Origin of the sequence: Acidovorax soli (assembly GCF_900107605.1) — a bacterium.
GTDB classification, from domain to species: domain Bacteria; phylum Pseudomonadota; class Gammaproteobacteria; order Burkholderiales; family Burkholderiaceae_C; genus Acidovorax; species Acidovorax soli.
The window spans coordinates 61,412-78,606 of the sequence record NZ_FNQJ01000018.1 but is presented as its reverse complement, the minus strand read 5'-3'; the positions used below and the strand labels follow the sequence as shown (position 1 = coordinate 78,606).

General features: G+C 59.6%; 13 protein-coding genes. 7 read left to right on the top strand and 6 right to left on the bottom strand.

The genetic code is table 11. The features are described 5' to 3' along the window. The first annotated feature begins 247 nt into the window (after nt 1-247). Together BLW02_RS19705 and BLW02_RS12575 are read left to right on the top strand one after the other, a co-directional pair. Nucleotides 248-673 carry a plasmid mobilization protein gene (locus tag BLW02_RS19705; protein ID WP_139285374.1) on the top strand — a complete coding sequence of 142 codons (426 nt, stop codon included), beginning with the start codon at nt 248-250 and terminating at the stop codon, nt 671-673. A gap of 11 nt (nt 674-684) precedes the next feature. Continuing rightward, entirely contained in the window at nt 685-2,067 is a 1,383-nt protein-coding gene (locus BLW02_RS12575) for a relaxase family protein (RefSeq protein WP_139285373.1), read from the top strand. A gap of 76 nt (nt 2,068-2,143) precedes the next feature. Here the strand turns inward: BLW02_RS12575 and BLW02_RS19700 are convergent, their stop codons facing one another. Both BLW02_RS19700 and BLW02_RS12570 read right to left on the bottom strand, forming a co-directional pair. Next, on the bottom strand, nt 2,144-2,452 hold the full coding sequence (locus BLW02_RS19700) for a hypothetical protein (RefSeq protein WP_139285372.1): 309 nt from the start codon (nt 2,450-2,452) through the stop codon (nt 2,144-2,146). Nucleotides 2,453-2,461: 9 nt separating this feature from the next. Next, nucleotides 2,462-3,829 carry a site-specific integrase gene (locus tag BLW02_RS12570; protein WP_092699090.1) on the bottom strand — a complete coding sequence of 456 codons (1,368 nt, stop codon included), beginning with the start codon at nt 3,827-3,829 and terminating at the stop codon, nt 2,462-2,464. Nucleotides 3,830-3,922: 93 nt separating this feature from the next. On the opposite strand from BLW02_RS12570, the gene msrA reads away from it, so the two are divergent. The 3 genes from msrA to BLW02_RS12555 all read left to right on the top strand — a co-directional run bounded on the left by msrA (nt 3,923) and on the right by BLW02_RS12555 (nt 7,308). Then, nucleotides 3,923-4,492, top strand: a complete 570-nt coding sequence (msrA, locus tag BLW02_RS12565) for a peptide-methionine (S)-S-oxide reductase MsrA (RefSeq protein WP_092699088.1) — start codon at nt 3,923-3,925, stop codon at nt 4,490-4,492. A gap of 79 nt (nt 4,493-4,571) precedes the next feature. Continuing rightward, the gene (locus BLW02_RS12560) at nt 4,572-5,042 is read left to right on the top strand and encodes a hypothetical protein (RefSeq protein WP_139285371.1); all 471 of its coding nucleotides are present in this window, start codon (nt 4,572-4,574) and stop codon (nt 5,040-5,042) included. A gap of 178 nt (nt 5,043-5,220) precedes the next feature. After that, nucleotides 5,221-7,308 (top strand): TonB-dependent receptor domain-containing protein, encoded by a 2,088-nt coding sequence (locus tag BLW02_RS12555; protein ID WP_092699108.1) that lies wholly within the window; start codon nt 5,221-5,223, stop codon nt 7,306-7,308. A 198-nt stretch (nt 7,309-7,506) separates the two neighbouring features. Here BLW02_RS12555 and BLW02_RS12550 read toward each other — a convergent pair whose 3' ends face one another. The 4 genes from BLW02_RS12550 to BLW02_RS12535 form a co-directional block, all read right to left on the bottom strand. After that, nucleotides 7,507-9,855, bottom strand: a complete 2,349-nt coding sequence (locus tag BLW02_RS12550; protein ID WP_092699084.1) for a putative bifunctional diguanylate cyclase/phosphodiesterase — start codon at nt 9,853-9,855, stop codon at nt 7,507-7,509. Nucleotides 9,856-10,050: 195 nt separating this feature from the next. Next, nucleotides 10,051-11,964 (bottom strand): potassium transporter Kup, encoded by a 1,914-nt coding sequence (locus BLW02_RS12545; RefSeq protein ID WP_092699082.1) that lies wholly within the window; start codon nt 11,962-11,964, stop codon nt 10,051-10,053. A 76-nt stretch (nt 11,965-12,040) separates the two neighbouring features. Next, nucleotides 12,041-12,751, bottom strand: a complete 711-nt coding sequence (locus tag BLW02_RS12540) for a response regulator (protein ID WP_092699080.1) — start codon at nt 12,749-12,751, stop codon at nt 12,041-12,043. Next, nucleotides 12,748-14,298 carry a sensor histidine kinase gene (locus BLW02_RS12535; RefSeq protein WP_092699079.1) on the bottom strand — a complete coding sequence of 517 codons (1,551 nt, stop codon included), beginning with the start codon at nt 14,296-14,298 and terminating at the stop codon, nt 12,748-12,750. The genes BLW02_RS12540 and BLW02_RS12535 overlap by 4 nt, the downstream gene beginning before the upstream one ends. A gap of 980 nt (nt 14,299-15,278) precedes the next feature. On the opposite strand from BLW02_RS12535, the gene BLW02_RS12525 reads away from it, so the two are divergent. Together BLW02_RS12525 and BLW02_RS12520 are read left to right on the top strand one after the other, a co-directional pair. Further along, nucleotides 15,279-16,199, top strand: a complete 921-nt coding sequence (locus BLW02_RS12525; RefSeq protein WP_092699106.1) for a FapA family protein — start codon at nt 15,279-15,281, stop codon at nt 16,197-16,199. A 39-nt stretch (nt 16,200-16,238) separates the two neighbouring features. Beyond that, nucleotides 16,239-17,186, top strand: coding sequence for a sensor domain-containing diguanylate cyclase (locus BLW02_RS12520; protein ID WP_092699075.1), 948 nt, complete (start codon nt 16,239-16,241; stop codon nt 17,184-17,186). Nucleotides 17,187-17,195 lie beyond the last annotated feature (9 nt).

The window sequence follows — 17,195 nt, the reverse complement described above, 5'->3', positions numbered from 1 at the left end:
CATCGCCATCACACCCGAGTCGTCATAATCTGGTCGTCCTGCCTGGGGGAATTTGGGGTGGCCAAGGGTGGGGGAATTTGACCTGGCCATCGGGGGCTTTGCTAAAATTAAGAATATAAACAGCAAGACAAATAAACCATACCGCCGCTTAACCCCTTACGGGCTTAACCAACGTGGTTTATCTCTTGTTAGGGTTCCACCCTAAGACCCTAAAAATGCTTAGAACAACAATAAAAAAGGAAAGCATATGAGAAAAGAATTAGAACCAAAACTTCATCCAGGTCGTCATGGCAACGACGATGAACACCTATACAAACGCACCCACTCATTAGACATTCGCTTGTCTCCAGTTGAGTTCATCGCATTGAAAGAGTCTTGGAATAAGACCCAATTCAATTCAATGGCTGCATATGTTCGCAACACCATCTTCAAAGGAAATGAGAAGAAAATTGACTTCTACTTTGAAGAGAAGCAGCAGGATCGCATCCTTGCAGCCAAGTATCTTGCAGAGCTAAACAAACAGGGGAAAAACCTAAATCAGATCGCCAAACAGTTAAGCACCAAGTCTGAATTCATGAAACAAGAAGGTAGATTGCTTTTGGATGATCTGAAAAACACATTGCTTTCCATTCAAGAGATCAAGGATAAACTTTCTTCACAGAAGAAAATTTAAGGTGCGGTTTTGTGATAAATGTTGTGCAAGGTCATCGCACGAATTCAGTTCAAGAAGCGATCAATTATCTTAAAGGTTCCCACGATCATAAGGGTGTGGAGAGAAAACCTTTGCCTAGATTTTTGACTGGAAGTGAAAATGATTGCCTTATGGCTTGTGAGTCTATAACCAGAAAACACAAGTATGTTTCAGGCACGTTGGCTTTTGAACCAGGTGAACGTCCCACTGACAAACAACTGATAGCAGTCGTTCAAGAGTTCAGAAAAACCTTCATGGCTGGTCTTGAACATGGAGTCAACTTCACTGACTTTTGGAACATTCATGAAGACAAAGGTCGCATTGAACTCAACTACATCATTCCACTGACTGAACTAACTACTGGCAGACAAATGAACCCGTTTCCAGTGGGAAAAGCAAAAGAAGATTTCAAGGATGCCTTTGATGCTGTCACCAATCACAATCTTGGTTATGACCAGATTGTGAGAAATCCACTGAAAGCATCATCTTCAAAATTTGAAACCAAGGTTCTCCCTCATTCAGATTCAGAATTGGCTAAACAAGTCAGAGCCGCCAAACCAGACAAGGACAGCATTAGTGTCAATGTTGGCTATCAGATCTTGCAAGGCAACATCACCAACCGACAACAGCTATGTGATTACTTGGAGAATTTTGGAGAAATCACCAGAGTTAATAATAATTTCATCTCATTGAAGGTTCGTGGATCACAGAAAGCTTTTCGTCTAAAAGGTCCAGTCTATGAACACGGTGCAGACTTCAAGAATTTGAAGAATGAATTTCTTGCCAAAGGTGCTGACTACAGAAAGCAACTCAATGATGCTGATTTTCAGAAAGTCAGTAACGCCCTAAAAAGATTGACTGATTCAAGAAGGCAGTTCCACAAGAAGCTGATCAGTCAGCCCATGACTGGCAGAAGCAATAAGAATCGCCTATATGGTGAGAAAGCCACTGTCAAGGGAATACCTAAGCAGCCAGCAACCACCAATGATGTTCAGCAGCCTCAGAAGGTCAAGGAAGCACCTGCTCAGGCGCAACCTACTGCACAGCCTCAGCAGCCTTCTAAACCTGTTGTAGAGCCTTCTAGCAGCATCAAGCAGCAGCAACCATCTACGAACCAGCCACAGGCCAGCGACAGCTCTTCTATGCCGTCTGGTGGCAGCAGTTCAGATGGCTCTATTGGTGGTCTTCGCTCTCAACTGGCTGATCTCATGAGCCAGATTGCCAATGCAAAGAATCCAGCCAAAGCAGCCGCTTTGAAAGCCAAGGCCACACAGCTTGAGAATCAGATCGGTGCAGCAGTAGCAGCCGAAAGAATCAGGAAGCTCAAAGAGGCTGAACGATTCAATGGCATGAGTGGAAAGAAGAACAAGCTCTGATCCCTCCTACTTCATTTTCGTGAATGGATCATTCACAAAAATAAAGCAGGCCCATGAAAAAAGCACCCGAAGGTGCTTATTTGTTTCCCTGTTGAATTTCTTGTTGGGCTTGATCAACTAGCTTATCAAGAAATTTCCTGCTGCTGTCTGAATGAAGAAGTTCATCCCAAATTTTCTGATGTGCCAGATTCAAACGGTTCAAGCTATTGATCTTCACACCTTGATGCTTCACCAGTTCAGCAGCCCAAATGAGATTTTCCAGAGTGAGAGGAATTTTCTCATTGCTTTCATCGTTGAAGACTACAGCAATGACTTCAAGACCTGATTCATTCTCATGCAGTCCAAACACGAACCGTTTGATTGGCTTGTCAGTAGTTAAATTCATATTTCAAAATTAAGCCTTAGAAGGAATTTTAATGGGACTATACCTTTTGGTTGTCTGCTTGTTGTTGTGTCCAACAGACTTCATGATGTCAGTTTGATTGTTGAGTGAAGCTGTGGGCAGTTCTGCCAAGTGGTTTTTCTCCAAGTGCCTAACACTTTCCAAACCTAATAGTTCACTAATGAGAATGGAAAAATTTGCTCCATCCAAACCTGTGACTTGTCCAATGTTGAACACCAGATTGGAAATTGCTTCACGACGGAAGAAATGGAATCGAAAGCCTTTTGCTTTGAGTCCAATTCGTTCAATGAGCTTATCTACTGAACCAGAGAAACCAAACAAGGTATAAGTGAACAGCCTTGGTTGATTATCTTTTTTTGGAATGCTCTCCAAAATGGAACGAGCTTCTTTTGTGATAATTACTTTTCTTGGCCTGCCTGACTTGGTTTGATAAAGCTGAATGTAATTTTCATCCATGTGAACCTGTTCCCAAAGAAGAGGAACAATCTCACTCCTACGAAAACCACAATAATATGAAAGTAGGCAGATTTGTTTCATCTCTGGGTTGGGGTGCTTGTCCAGAGCATCAAACAAAATATTCTTGTCACTATCGCTCAAACGATAGGTGTTTTTAATGTCACGGTTTACAAGTAGGTCTTTATCATATTCAGTGACAGGATTAGGAATGCCTTTGAACCTGCCTTCTTGGTGACGAAGATTATCAAACAGTTTTTTAATGAAGGTCAGTTCACGAGAAACAGAAATCTTGGAAACATTGCGACCAAGACTGCTCTTTCTATTGGCAGTCATTGCGGGTGTAGCTAAACGAGTTTTGATATATTCGTTAATTTCCAAGTAGGTGATTTGCTCTGGCTTGAAATCGCCAAACCTCTTTTTGCCACCATTAGAAATAGCTTTTTGAGCCATTTGAGCTAACAAGCCACCAGCCTGCAACAGTGGTTGAGCAACTTCATTTTGACTATCAGGAATGGGGGTATTTTCAATTGTCTTAAAAAAAGACAATTTAGCTGCACGGTTCCTTCGTTTTAAGTCGTTACCTTCTGGTGCTTCTGGAATGTGTTGAGCAATGTATTGCTTAATATAAAAGGATAGGGGAGGGCTGCTTAAAAGGTCAGCAACCTTCTTAACCTTCTCTTGTTGGTCAAGCTCAATCTTGTTGAGTGCCTGCCTACCAATGTTTGAATGACAGGTAGCAAGTAAGTCCTTTGCTTCTTCTAGGGTGTCACATAGCTGGTCAATCTTGAACGGTTCACCGTTCACCTTCTTGCTGACACGAACTCTGAACTTGACCTGTTTTTCCTTTGACTTGGTCTTGTTTTTCCATAAGACTTGTGTTACTCCACGAGGTAGAGCTGACATCAGTGGGCTCCTTGTGCTGGTGTTCTTTGGCAAATTTCTGCCAAATTTATACCTGAATTCAGCGGTTTTGTCAAAATTTTGGAAGCATCCACTATGGAAAATATTCAATCAAATCAACAAGATAAGAGGCTTGAGACGGTGGTTTTAGGTGGTGGATGCTTCTGGTGCACCGAAGCGGTTTTTGTCCGCGTGCGCGGCATCACCGACGTGGAAAGCGGCTACACCAACGGCCACACCCACCACCCCAGCTACGAGCAGATCTGCCAGGGTGACACCGGCCACGCCGAGGTGGTGCGCCTGACGTTTGATGCCGACGCCATCAGCCTGCAGGAAATCCTGGAAATCTTCTTCCACACCCACGACCCCACCACCCTCAACCGCCAGGGCAACGATGTGGGCACGCAATACCGCAGCGGCATCTATTACGACCACCCCGAGCACGGCGAGGTGGCCAACGACATGATCCGCCAGATGTCGCAAGACAAGCTGTTTGGCGCGCCCATCACCACCGAGGTGCAACCGCTGACCAACTACAGCGCGGCCGAGGCCTACCACCAGGACTACTTTGCCAACCATCCGAACGCTGGTTATTGCGCCTTCGTGGTGGGCCCGAAGGTGGAGAAGTTTCGCAAGACGTTTGCACGGTATCTGAAGCCCGACTGAATCGGCGGCAAAGATCTGAATAAAATCGGGCGCTAGCACTCGATCCGCATACGCCAGCAGCTATAAAAGTGATACCAAAGTGAGTCTGCCAGCAGCCCCCCCAGCCCTTTCAGCCCTGCAGGCCACGGCCCGCCGGGCGGGTGTGCGCGGGCGCTGGCTGCAGCAGCTCTCGGCCCGGGCTGCGCTGGTTTGGCTGTTGCTGGCATTGGTCATTGCGCCCACCGTGGGCCGCCTGCACGAGGTGGCCCATGGCGGGCGCAGCAACACGGTGCACGCTGGGCCTGCCCCGCAGGCGGCGGCACACCATGGCGGCGTGGCCGGAGCACATGCGGCAGACACCGGCACAGGCCTGCTGCAGGCACTTTGGGGCGACCATGCCGCGCCCGACTGCCTTTTGCTCGACCAGTTGGCCCTGGGCGATGCCTTGCACAGCGCCCCCATGGCGCTGCCAGCTGTGGTGCCCGTGCAGGCGCGGCTGGCCTACCACCCCGAACCCGTCCTCCTGCGGTGGTTCACGCCATTCCAGGCTCGCGGCCCCCCGGTGGCCTGACTCCCGCAGCCACTGCGCCGCAGCACGCGCTGCCGACCCCTGATTTCATAGCTGCTAGCGCTTGATGACCAAGCGCTACAGCCGCTTTTTATTCCGTTTTCATGCCACAGCGCATGAAACCGTGCCCCTGCGCCAGGACCTGGCTGCGCCGGTGCGCGCCCCTTTTTTCAGAAACACCATGAACATCCTTGCACCCGCACACAGCAGCCGCAGCCATCCGGTCCTGCACCCCGTTGCACTGGCCGCCATCCTCACGCTGTCGGGCACCAGCCTGGCCCATGCGCAGGCCGCGCCACCCACCGAAGCGCCCGGCCTGCCCCCCGTCACCGTTTCTGCCAGCGGCCTGCAACTGGGCGCCAGCGACATGACCACGCCCGCCACCGTGCTGGAGGGCGACGATCTCGTGCGCCGCCGCGAGGCCACCTTGGGCGAAACGCTCAGCAGCGAGCCTGGCATCACCAGCAGCCACTTTGGCGCCGGTGCCAGCCGCCCCATCATTCGCGGCATGGACGGCCCGCGCGTCAAGCTGCTGAGCGACGGCGCCGAACTGCACGACGCCTCCACCATCAGCCCCGACCACGCCGTGGTGTCCGAGCCCCTGCTGGCCACGCAGATCGAAGTGCTGCGCGGCCCCTCGGCCCTGGTCCATGGCAACGGCGCCGTGGGCGGTGTGGTCAATGTGCTGGATGGCAAGGTTCCCACCGCCATCCCGCAAAAGGGCGTGGAAGGCAGCGCCGAGCTACGCGCCAACACCGGCGCGGGCGAGGGGGCAGGGGCCTTCTCGCTCACCGGCGGCGCAGGCAACCTGGCCGTGCACGTCGAAGGCGTGGCGCGCGACGCGGGCGACTACCGCGCAGGCAAGGGCTGGGCGGGTGGCAACAAGGTGCCAGGCAGCTTCAACCGCACCGACACCGGCAGCGTGGGCCTGTCGTGGATAGGCGAGCGCGGCTACCTGGGCGCCGCCTACACCCGCCAGACGGCCAAATACGGCCTGCCAGGCCACAAGCACAGCTTTGACGGCTGCCATGCCGATGGCGACCACCTGCACTGCGGCGCGCACGCAGGCGAAGAGGACGATGGCCACGACCATGGCGCCGAAGCGCCTGGCGCCGTGCCCGTGGTCGACCTGCGCAGCGAGCGCCTCGATATCCGGGGCGAGCTGCGCAACCCGTTCGCCGGCTTCTCGGCACTGCGGCTGCGGGCGGGCGTTACCGACTACAAGCACGACGAGATCGAGGACGGCGCCATCGGCACCACCTTCAAAAACAAGGCCTATGACACCCGCATCGAGCTGCAGCACGCACCCGTGGCCGGGTTCAAGGGCGTGGTCGGCCTGCAGACCTCGCAACGCAAGTTCAGCGCAGACGGCGAAGAAGCCTATGTCGAACCCACCATCACCCGCAAGCTGGGCTTCTTCGCGCTGGAGGAAGTCCGCCTGGGCGACTGGCGCCTGGAAGCCGCCCTGCGCCACGACCGCCAGACGGCCGAAGCCCAGACCAGTGGCATCGAGCGCAGCCACAACGGCACGTCGGCGTCGCTGGGCGCGGTGTGGAAGTTCACGCCCGGCTACCAGGTGGGCACCTCGTTCACCCGCGCCAGCCGCGCCCCCACCGCCGAAGAGCTGTACGCCCAGGGCCTGCACATGGCCACCAGCACCTACGAGCGCGGCAACGCCGATCTGAAGTCCGAGATCTCGCAAAACATCGACCTCAGCCTGAAGAAGACCAGCGGCGACACCACCTTTGGCGTCAGCATCTTCAGGAACCGCATCAGCAACTACATCTACGGCCGCACAATCGACGAGGTAGATGGCCTGCAACTGCTGCAATACAGCCAGCAGGATGCCACCTTCACCGGCATCGAAGGCCAGGTGCGCCAGCGTCTGAACCGCCATCTGGGCATCACCCTGTTTGGCGACACCGTGCGCGCAAAACTCGACGGCGGCAGCCTGCTGCCCCGCATCCCCGCCACCCGCGCCGGTGTGCGGCTCGATGCCCACTGGCAGCAATGGGAAGGCCAGGTCGAATGGCTGCAGGTGGCCCGCCAGAACCGCGTGGCCGAGTTTGAAACCGCCACGCCCGGCTACGGCATGCTGAACCTGGGCGTGAGCTACAGCAGCCAGCTGAGCAGCGGCGCGCCGTGGCAGGTGTATCTGAAGGCGAACAACCTGACGGACCGGCTGGCGTATGCGCACACCTCGTTCATCAAGAATGCCGCGCCGTTGATGGGGCGGAATGTGACAGTGGGGGTGAAGGTGGCGTTTTGATGTGACGCAATGCGACCGTGCTGGCAGGGGGCGCCTTGCCCGTCCGGTCGCGTTTTTTGGGTCAGATCTTGGGGTTTGGATGACGCCCTGCGACCTGTTGCGGAAGTGCGCCGGCAAACCATGGCTGAGCGCTAATAGCCTGCCTTTCAGCCGCATTGGCCGAACTCACGCGGTCGGCCGCCAACCGAACAGTACAGCTCAGACCGTATTCTCAAATTCGATCAGCGGCATTGGTTTGCCATACAGATATCCCTGGTAGTGGATGCATCCCAGTTGTTCCAATAGCGCTCTTTGCGACCACTCCTCTACACCTTCCGCAATCACCTCCACACCCAGGTTCTGGCCCAGGGAGATGATGGTCCGAACGATGGACGCGTCATTGTGGTCACTCGCTAGGTTTCGCACGAAAGACTGATCAATCTTGAGTTGATCGATAGGCATGCGTCTGAGGTAGCTCAGCGATGAGAAACCGGTGCCGAAATCGTCCAGCGAGAAAGTCAGGCCCATCTGTTTGAGTTGATACATCTTGGAGATGACATCTTCGATATCAGTGGCCAAGGCGCTCTCGGTCAATTCCAGCTTGAGTCGGGCAGGATTGGCCCCCGTTTCGGCCAGGATGCTGCCAACCCGCGAGACGTAGTCCTTGGAGGCAAACTCCCTGGCACTGACGTTCACCGACAGCAGCAGATGCTGTAGCCGCGGGTCACCTTCCCAGCGTTTGATCTGCTGGCAGGCGTTCTCCATCACCCAACGGCCGACAGACATGATCAGCCCCGTTTCTTCCGCTACGGGAATGAACAGCGCCGGCGATACCAGGCCCTTCTCCGGGTGACGCCAGCGCACCAGCAGTTCTGCGCCTTCGACCTTGCCCTCCCGGTCCACCTGCGGTTGATACAGAAGAACCAATTGGCTCGGAATGCCCGCCGTCAAATCTTCTTTCAACTTGACCTGCGCCGCCAGCTGGGCATGCATGCTGTCCGTGAACACCGCGATCTGGTTCCTGCCCAGTCGTTTGGCTTCACGCATTGCCAGCTCGGCGTACAAAATGGCATCACTCACTCGCCGCGGCTCAGGTGTGATCAGGTAGAGGCCTATGGAGGCGTGCGTGCTGTAGGTGCCGATTTCCAGGGCAAACGGCGTGTCGAAACTGAGCAGCAGTCGGTTTGCAACAGCCTGCGCCTGGGCCACGGCATGTGCCGTCTCACGCCCCAGACCTTCCAGCACGATCACAAATTCGTCGCCATTGATGCGAGACAGCGCTGTGTCTTCTTCCAGCAGGCCGCGCAGTCGCTGGGCTACGGCAATCAGCATCTGGTCGCCGGCTTCGTAGCCCTTGATGTTGTTGAAAATACCAAAATTGTCGATGTTAAGCAGCAGCAGCGCACTGTGAGAGTGGGTGGAGGCAGTGCGCGCCATCGCTTGGCCGATGCGGTCTGTGAATTCCTTCCGGTTGGACAGGCCGGTGAGCGAATCGTAGTGGGCGAGCTGGTGCATGAACTGGCCCAGCGCGCGCGTCTCATCGGTGCCTTCGCCCTGGCTGGACTCTTTGGCGTAATCGGCAAATGCCGCCTGATTCTGGGTGGCACGCGCCAGCTTGACGATTGGCTGGGCCACCTTGCCGCCAACCACCCAAGTAAGCGCCGCAAACGTCCCCGCCAGCGCAGCCGCAAACAGCAGCATGAAGGTGCGGCTCTCGCGGATGGCCGCATGGGCGTACTTGGCGTCTTCCATGACGACGATGGTCCAATCCAGACCGCTGGTGCTGACCACAGGCGACACCCTTTCGCGGGCCATCACATATTCACCGTTGGCATTCCCGGCTTTCAACGCAGACAGGTCGGCTGCTATCCCTTGGCGCGGCGTCAGCAGCCAGTGGCCGTTCTTGTGCGCAATCAACACCTCCACAGAGCGCAGGCGATCGAGCTGATCGATGGAGTTGCGCACCACACTGTTGACCCAGTCCCAATACAAGTGGGCCCCCAGAACCCCCACCACTTGCTGGTTTTGATCGAGCAAGGGCACTGCCACATCGACGAATCTGGTGGGCTCACCATTCGCTCCGGGTTTCATGTGCGGTGCCAGCAGCTTGGCTTCGTGCGGATCACCCACAAACCCGCCCAACAGAGCCATGTTAAACCAGGGCCTTTTACTGACGTTCTGTCCAAGCAACAGGCCGTCCGTAGCAGCCAACACCACGCCCTGCCTGTCTGCGACGCCAATCCAAGCGTAGACCGGCTGACGGCCCTTGAGTCCATCAATCATCTGCCCGATGGAATCAGGCGATAACAGCTTGCTGTTCAACAGGTCTGCCATCATTGCCACTTCGCGGTGGCGGTTGGCCAGATCCTCATTGAGTCGGTGCGCAATCCTAGAGGCAATGGAATAAAGGCCGTCATGCGCCGCGGCCCGTAGATCCCTCTCGGTCCGCCAGCCGATGATGCCCGTGAGCAACAGACCAAACACCAGACCAAGCACACCCATGGCCACCGAGAAACGGGCCCGGACACTTCGGAATGGAGACAGTGCGCTCAGAATATTTTTTCTCATCGTCCCTTCGGCTCCCTATTGCTCGTCTGTAAACCGCGCAGGGCCTATCGGACAAGTTGCGGACACTGTGGTCACCAGAGCAGATTGTCGGCGGGTTCAGGAAAATTTATCATCGCGACGATGACAGCTTATGCGACCTGCTGACCAGATTGCTACAACCTTGGCCCAGGTCTCAATTACACCCTCACCCGGCCGTCATATCGGCACCCGCGTTCCAAGCTCCACCACGGCATTGCCCGGCAGGCGGAAGAACTCCACGACGCCGCCAGCGTTGTGGCTCATGGTGGCGAACAGCTTCTCACGCCAGTTCGCCATGCCGCTGCCTGGCGTGGGCACCACGGTCTCGCGGCTGAGGAAGTAGCTGGTCTCGAACAGCGGCACCGCCAGCCCGTGCGAGGCGGTCAGCTCCAGCGCCTTCGGTATGTCGGGCGTGTTCATGAAGCCGTAGTTCACCTGCACCCGCCAGAAACCGTGGTCCAGAGCCTGCACGTCCACCCGGCCCTCCATCGGTATCCAGGGAACATCGTGGAATCGCACCGTGAGGATCACATTGCGCGCATGCAGCACCTGGTTGTGCTTGAGGTTGTGCAGCAGGGCTTGCGGCACGGTGTCGGGATCGGCCACGGCGTACACGGCGGTGCGTTCGGCGCGGTTCAGGCTGCGGGGATCGAGTTGGGCGATGAAGTCCTGCAGCGAAAGCCCGTCGCGGCGGATGCTGTCCATCAGCAGTTCACGCCCCCGCCGCCAGGTGCTCATCAGCACGAACAGCGCCAGGCCCAAGGTGAGCGGAAACCAGCCGCCGTCGAGGAACTTGATGGCGCAGCCGGCGACCAGCAGCGCGTCGATGGCCAGGAAGAACGCAGTGGCGCCGATGGCGACCGGTGCCGGCATGCGCCAGCCTTCGCGCACCACGAAGTAAGTCAGCACGGTGGTGATCATCATGGTCAGCGTCACCGCGATGCCGTAGGCGCTGGCCAGCGCAGAAGAGCTGCGAAAGAACAGCACCACTGCCAGCACGCCGGCCAGCAGAGCCCAGTTGACGCCCGGCATGTAGATCTGGCCCATTTCGCGCGCGCTGGTGTAGCGCACCCGCATGCGCGGCAGGAAGCCCAGCTGGATCGCCTGCTTGGTCAGCGAGTACGCACCGGAGATGACGGCTTGCGAGGCGATGATGGCGGCCAGCGTGGCCAACACCAGCGCTGGTGGCAACCAGGCTTCGGGGAACTGGCGATAGAAGGGGTTCTGGATCGCCGAGGGGTCACCTATCAGCAGCGCCCCCTGGCCCAGGTAGTTCAGCGCCAGGCCGGGCAGCACCAAGCTTGTCCACGCGATCTGGATCGGCCTGCGGCCGAAGTGGCCCATGTCGGCATACAGTGCCTCGGCGCCCGTCAGCGCCAGCACGATGGCGCCCACCGCTGCGAAGACCTGCCAGCCGCGGCCGGACAGGAATTCCCAGGCGTGCAGCGGGTTCAAGGCCGCCAGGATGGCGGGCTCCTGCGCGATGTGCCAGGCGCCCACCGCGCCCAGCACGGTGAACCACAGCACGATGATCGGTCCGAAAAATCGGCCAACCACCGCCGTGCCGAACCGTTGCATGAGGAACAGCCCGATCAGGACGGCCACCGTGGCCGGCACCACCCAGGGCGTGAGCGCCGGGGTCAGGACCTCCAATCCTTCCATCGCGCCCAGCACCGAGATGGCCGGGGTGATCAGGCTGTCGCCATAGAACAGCGTGGCGCCGAACACGCCCAGGAGCAGCAGGCCGTTGCGCAAAGCCGGGCGCTGCTCCACTGCGCGGGCGGCCAGCGCGGTCAGTGCCAGGCCGCCGCCTTCGCCGTGATTGTCGGCGCGCAGGATCAGCACCACGTATTTGAGTGTGACCACCAGCATCAGCGCCCAGATGATGGTGGAGACCGCGCCGATCAGGTGCGGTGCGTCCAGCGGCACGCCGGTGTGCGGCGCAAAGATCTCCTTGACGGTGTAAAGAGGGCTGGTGCCAATGTCGCCATAGACGACGCCGATGGCGGCCAGCGTGAGGGCTGCGAGGCCCTGCTTGCGGCCTGTGTGGGGAGTCGTGCTGGGCAGGGGGGCGGTGTCGGGGTGCTGCATGGAGGTTCTGTGGATGCACAAGGCTGCCACGATGCACCACCACACATCAGGATTGCATAAGCAACCCGAGTTGCCCTCAGTCTGTGGGGTCTGGCTCGGCGAGCCGGTAGCCCACCCCGGGCTCGGTCAGCAGGTGCTGCGGGTCGGCACTGTCGGCCTCCAGCTTGGCGCGTAGCTGGCCCATGTACAGGCGCAGGTAATGGGTTTGTTCAGTGTGCTCGCCGCCCCACACGTCCGCCAGCAGATGGCGATGCGTGACCACCTGGCCGGCCTGGCGTACCAGTCGTGCGAGCAGGGCGTATTCGGTGGGGGTGAGCCGAACGTCGGCATCGGCCAACCGCACGCGGCGGGCCTTCAGGTCCACCGCGAGTGGGCCGTGGCGGTAGTGCAGCAGTGCCGGCTCGCTGGTGCGCCCGCGGCGGCGCAGGGCCACGCGCATGCGCGCCAGCAGCTCGCCGATGCCGAAAGGCTTCACGAGGTAGTCGTCGGCGCCCTCGTCGAGCAGGCGAATCTTCTGCCCCTCGGACTCGCGGGCCGAAATCACGATGACTGGCATGTTGCTGCTGCGGCGCAACTCGGCCAGCAGCGCCTGGCCCTCGCCATCGGGCAGGCCCAGATCCAGCAGCACCAAGTCAATGGTCTCGCCGTGCGGCGCATGCTGTAGCTGTGCCCGAGCGTCGGTCAGGCTGGCCGCGGTCTGCAATGCGTAACCCTCGATGGTCAGTGCCTCGCGCAGCGCGCTGCGCAGCACCCGGTCATCCTCCACCAGCAGGACGCGATGGCTCATGGCTGGGTCTCCTGGGGCGTCGGTGCCGACTGTGGCGGCGGGCTCTCCCCGTGCAGCGGTAGTCTGCATTCGAAGCGGCAGCCGCCTTCGGCGCCCGGGCGCAAAAGCAGCTCGCCCTGGTGTGCGCGGGCGATGGCACGGCACACGGCCAAGCCCACGCCGGCACCGCGACCAGCGTCCGCATGGGGCCCCGCTGCCCCCATTTCGCCGCGCTGGAAGACTTCGAACACTTTCTCGCGCCAAGCGGGTGCAATGCCTGGTCCCTGGTCGCTCACGGCTAGCACCGCGCGCTCCCCATCGCGCGCAGCATGCAGTTCCACTGGCGTATCAGCCGGGCTGTACTTCAGGCCGTTGTCCAGCAGGTTGTCCAGCAACTGCGACACCAGGGTTGCGTCGCACCATAGCAGGGGCAGATCGGGTTCCACCCTGGCGCGCACGCGTGCACCCTCGGGTCGGCGACGGGCGCGCCGCAGCACCGCGCCGACGATCTCTTCCGCTGACTCCCAGTCACAGCGCAACTGCACCGCCGGTGTATCCAGCCGCGCCAGCTGCAGGGTGTTGTCGGTCAGCTGCGCAAGTCGCTCGCTTTCTTCGACGATGCCGGCGGCAAGCAGCTGGCGCTGTGCATTGTCCATGCGCTCGCCCTGTTCCTGCAGGGCAGAGGCTGCACTCATGATGGAGGCCAGAGGCGTGCGGTAGTCGTGCGAGATGGCCGCCAGCAGGGCGTTGCGGGTGGCTTGCAGCTGGGCCTGATCGCGCGCCTGCTGCTCCTGCGCCGCCATCAGCGAGCGGTGCAGGGCGCTGCCCATTTGGTCGCACAGCGCCTGCAGGTGGGGGCGCAGTTCGTGCCCCTGCGGGTGACGGGCCAAGCCCGTGATCAATGCAGCCCCCAGGGTGACGCCACGGCCGCGCAGGGGCAGATAGGCGTCGGGCAGCCCGTCGTAACGGCCACTGCCGGCGCCTATGGCACGCCCATCGCGCACACACAGGGCCAAGCCGGCGCGCTGCTCGTCGTCCGGCTCACCCACCTGCAGGGCAGCAGCGTCATCCGGTGGGCTCCCCAACGCGCGCAGCACCGACACCGCCACCGCGCTCCCGGTGGCTTCCTGCAGAGCTGTGCGCAGCGCCGCAGCATGGGCGGCCGGGTCCCCGGCATCGCGCAGAATGTCGCCCCACTGGCGCAGCCGCGCTTCCCGTGCTGCCACCGTGCGCGCGGCCTCGGCCAGGCGGCGCTGGCGAATGACCAGGCCTGCAATGATCCAGTTCACCAGCAGCAGGGCCACCAGCAGCAGCGCGTTCTGGCGCAGATCCACGGAGAAGGTCAGCCTTGGTGGAACAAAGAACCAGTTGAAGGCCATTACCGCCACTGCGCTGGCCGCCAGGCTGGCCCAACTGGGCAGCCAAAGGGCGGACAGCGCCGAGGCCAGCACCAGCAGCATGGACAGGTTGGCCAGGTCCAGCCGGCTTTCCAGCCCGACCATCCCAGTCCAGGCGATGGTCCAGGCCAGCAGGGCGAGGATGGTGCGCGAGAGATTGTTATTGCCCATGGCATGAGCCTAACGCCGCCTGCGTCAGGAAATCGTATGGGGCGGAAGGCTACTCGTGATTCAGGAATTGACCGAGTTCAGCGGCGTCTCCAGCAGCAGTGGGTGGGGAGGCAACTCCAGCCACAAGCCGAAAGTTGAACAACGCCTGAGCAATAGCTTGATTTCACAAGCTTGTTTTCGTTGGTTCAACAAAAAACCCGCAAATGCGGGATTTTTGAGGGTGCGCTGAATTCTCAGCAATTGCCTTTCTTTGCCTGCCCAGGTGGGCAGAAGTTCCCTCCACCGCGCGGGCTATCCACTACAACCGAGCCGCTCGGCGTGTACACCGCACACCCGCTCAGCAAAGTAATCACCACTGCCAAAATCCCTAAAAGCTGTTTCATCGTTGGTCCTCGTTATTCGGTTTCCTTATCTTATCTCTTGCCATCCGAGTCAATATCAAAGATCCGTGGCCGCTGAAGCATGGGATCCTGCCGGTTCAGGAAACCCATTGTCGAATCCATTGACGACCTGCTCCTGGCTGCTTCCCGTCACGCCGTAACCGCCAATCGCAGCACATGGCGCTCCGCTCGCACCCCTGCAAACCCACCCATTCCAGTGCGATACCCCTGCACTGATACCATCCGCACCCATGCCTTCCCAGTCCCCCACGTTCTTCCACACCGGCCCGCTACCCGGCTGCCTGTGCGTGGGCGGGGGCGCCGTGGTGCGTGAGATCTGGCCTTACAAGCCGGTCGCACATTCCTTGGCCCGGCGATAAACCTTCTTTCCCTTACATCTGCGCAGAACATCCATCGCCGGGCACCCGCCCAGCGCGATGGCGGCCGGTGGCTTTGTCGTGCACGCCGGGCCGCTCCTTCAGGAGATGCGTCCATGTTCCCCTCAGACCTTGCCGGCGGCCCCACGTCCGCCTGCGCCTTATGCGCCATGCGCGCCCCGGTTTTCGTTGCGGCCGCCACGCGGCGCACGGAGTGATGGCCATGGAATTCACCAAGAAGTTTCTGCGGGCCAAAAGCCCTTGTGCGGACGGATTTCGCTGGTTCAGCCGCCATGTGGAAGATGGCACGGGCTACCAGGAAGCGCTGGACACCTTGGTCAACGCCGGGCGGGTGGAGGATGCCTGCTGGCTGCTGGCGCAGTTTGGCCCCACCAGTGCGGTGCTGGTGGTGGATGCGCTGGAGGCCGAAGCCATTGTGTTTGCCGGCACGGTGGAGGTGCGCGGCTCCATCGACGTGGCCACAGTGATCCAGGCCGGGCGGTCGATCCGCGCGGGCGGCGGGCTGCGTGCGGGGCGCGCCATCGTGGCGGGGGAAGACATTCGTGTGGCGGGTGGCATCATCAGCCAGGGCACGCTGCAGGCCGGCGGCGATGTGCGCGCCGACTGGGGCGTGGAGGCCGAGGGCAGCATCACCTGTGCTGGCGACCTGCGGGCGGGGTGGGATGTGGTGTGCCACGGCGCATTGCAGCTCAAAGGCGGCGGGTTTGTGGGGCAGGACCTCCTCGCGCATGGCCTGGTGGAGTGCGGCAAGGGCCTGCGCGTGGGCGGCCACCTGACCGGTGCCGAGAGCCTGCGGGTGGGGCAAGGCATCGTGGTGGGCGGTGCCATCACCGGCGTGGCGCATCTGGAGGCGGGCTGGGGCATCAAGGCGGGCGAGTGCATTCACACCCAGGGCGCGATCAAGGCCGGCGAAAGCCTGTGTGCGGGCGGCGAGATATGCGCGGGCCCGGGCTATGGCGTGTATGCCGGGTTGAATGTGCAGCAAGAAACCTGGGAGGCCAGCGCGCAGGTGTGGTCGCGCGAGCGGCCCGAGGGCCTGCGCAGTGGCATGTGGCTGGGGGCGAGCCCCTTGCACCCTGAAATCGACCGAAGCAGGGCTTGTGCGATGCCGTCACGTCAGTAAGCAATAATTTCAGCAACATTGACCCCGGAGGGATGGAGCATGTCCGACGTGAGTGACCTCAGCAACGACGACGCGGTTTACAGAACCCTTCTGGAATCGACCAAGGCCATTCCGTGGAAGATCGACTGGGCGACCAAGAAGTTTGCCTACATCGGTCCCCAGATCGAAGCGCTGCTGGGCTGGAGCCCGCAAAGCTGGATGACCGTGGAAGACTGGGCGGCGCGCATGCACCCCGAGGACCGCGACTACGTGGTGAATTTCTGCGTGGCCCAGTCGCAGGCCGGAATCGATCACGAGGCCGACTACCGGGCGCTGACCAAGGACAACGGCTATGTCTGGCTGCGCGATGTGGTGCATGTGGTGCGCAACGACAAGGGCGAACCCGACGCGCTGATTGGCTTCATGTTCGACATCAGCGAACGCAAGAAGACCGAAGAGAAGTTGCTCGTTCTGCAAAAAGAACTGGAGGCGCTGTCATTCAAGGACGGGTTGACGAACATTGCCAACCGGCGCCGGTTTGATGCCAGCCTCGAAGGGGAATGGGAAAGCGCACGCAGCAACGGGCAGCCCCTGTCCATCCTCTTGTTCGACATCGATTTTTTCAAGCAATACAACGATCTCTACGGCCATGTGCGCGGCGACCAGTGCCTGATCGAGATTGCGCAAACGCTGAGCCTGGCGCTGGACGGCCCGCGCGACCTGGTTGCGCGTTTTGGCGGCGAAGAGTTTGTCGTGCTGCTGCCGCAAGCCGACGCCGCGGTGGCCTTGAAAGTTGCCGAACGCTGCCAGCGGCTGATTCAGAAGCAGGCGATAGCGCACGCGCAATCTCCGCTGGACCAGCGCGTCACCGTCAGCATCGGGGTTGGCACCATCACGCCAGGCGAACACATCAAGCCCTCCCGTTTCATCGAGGCGGTGGACCAGCAACTTTATGCGGCCAAGAAAAACGGCAGGAGCCGGATCGAGACGGTCCAGGTGGCGGCTTGAGCGCGCCGG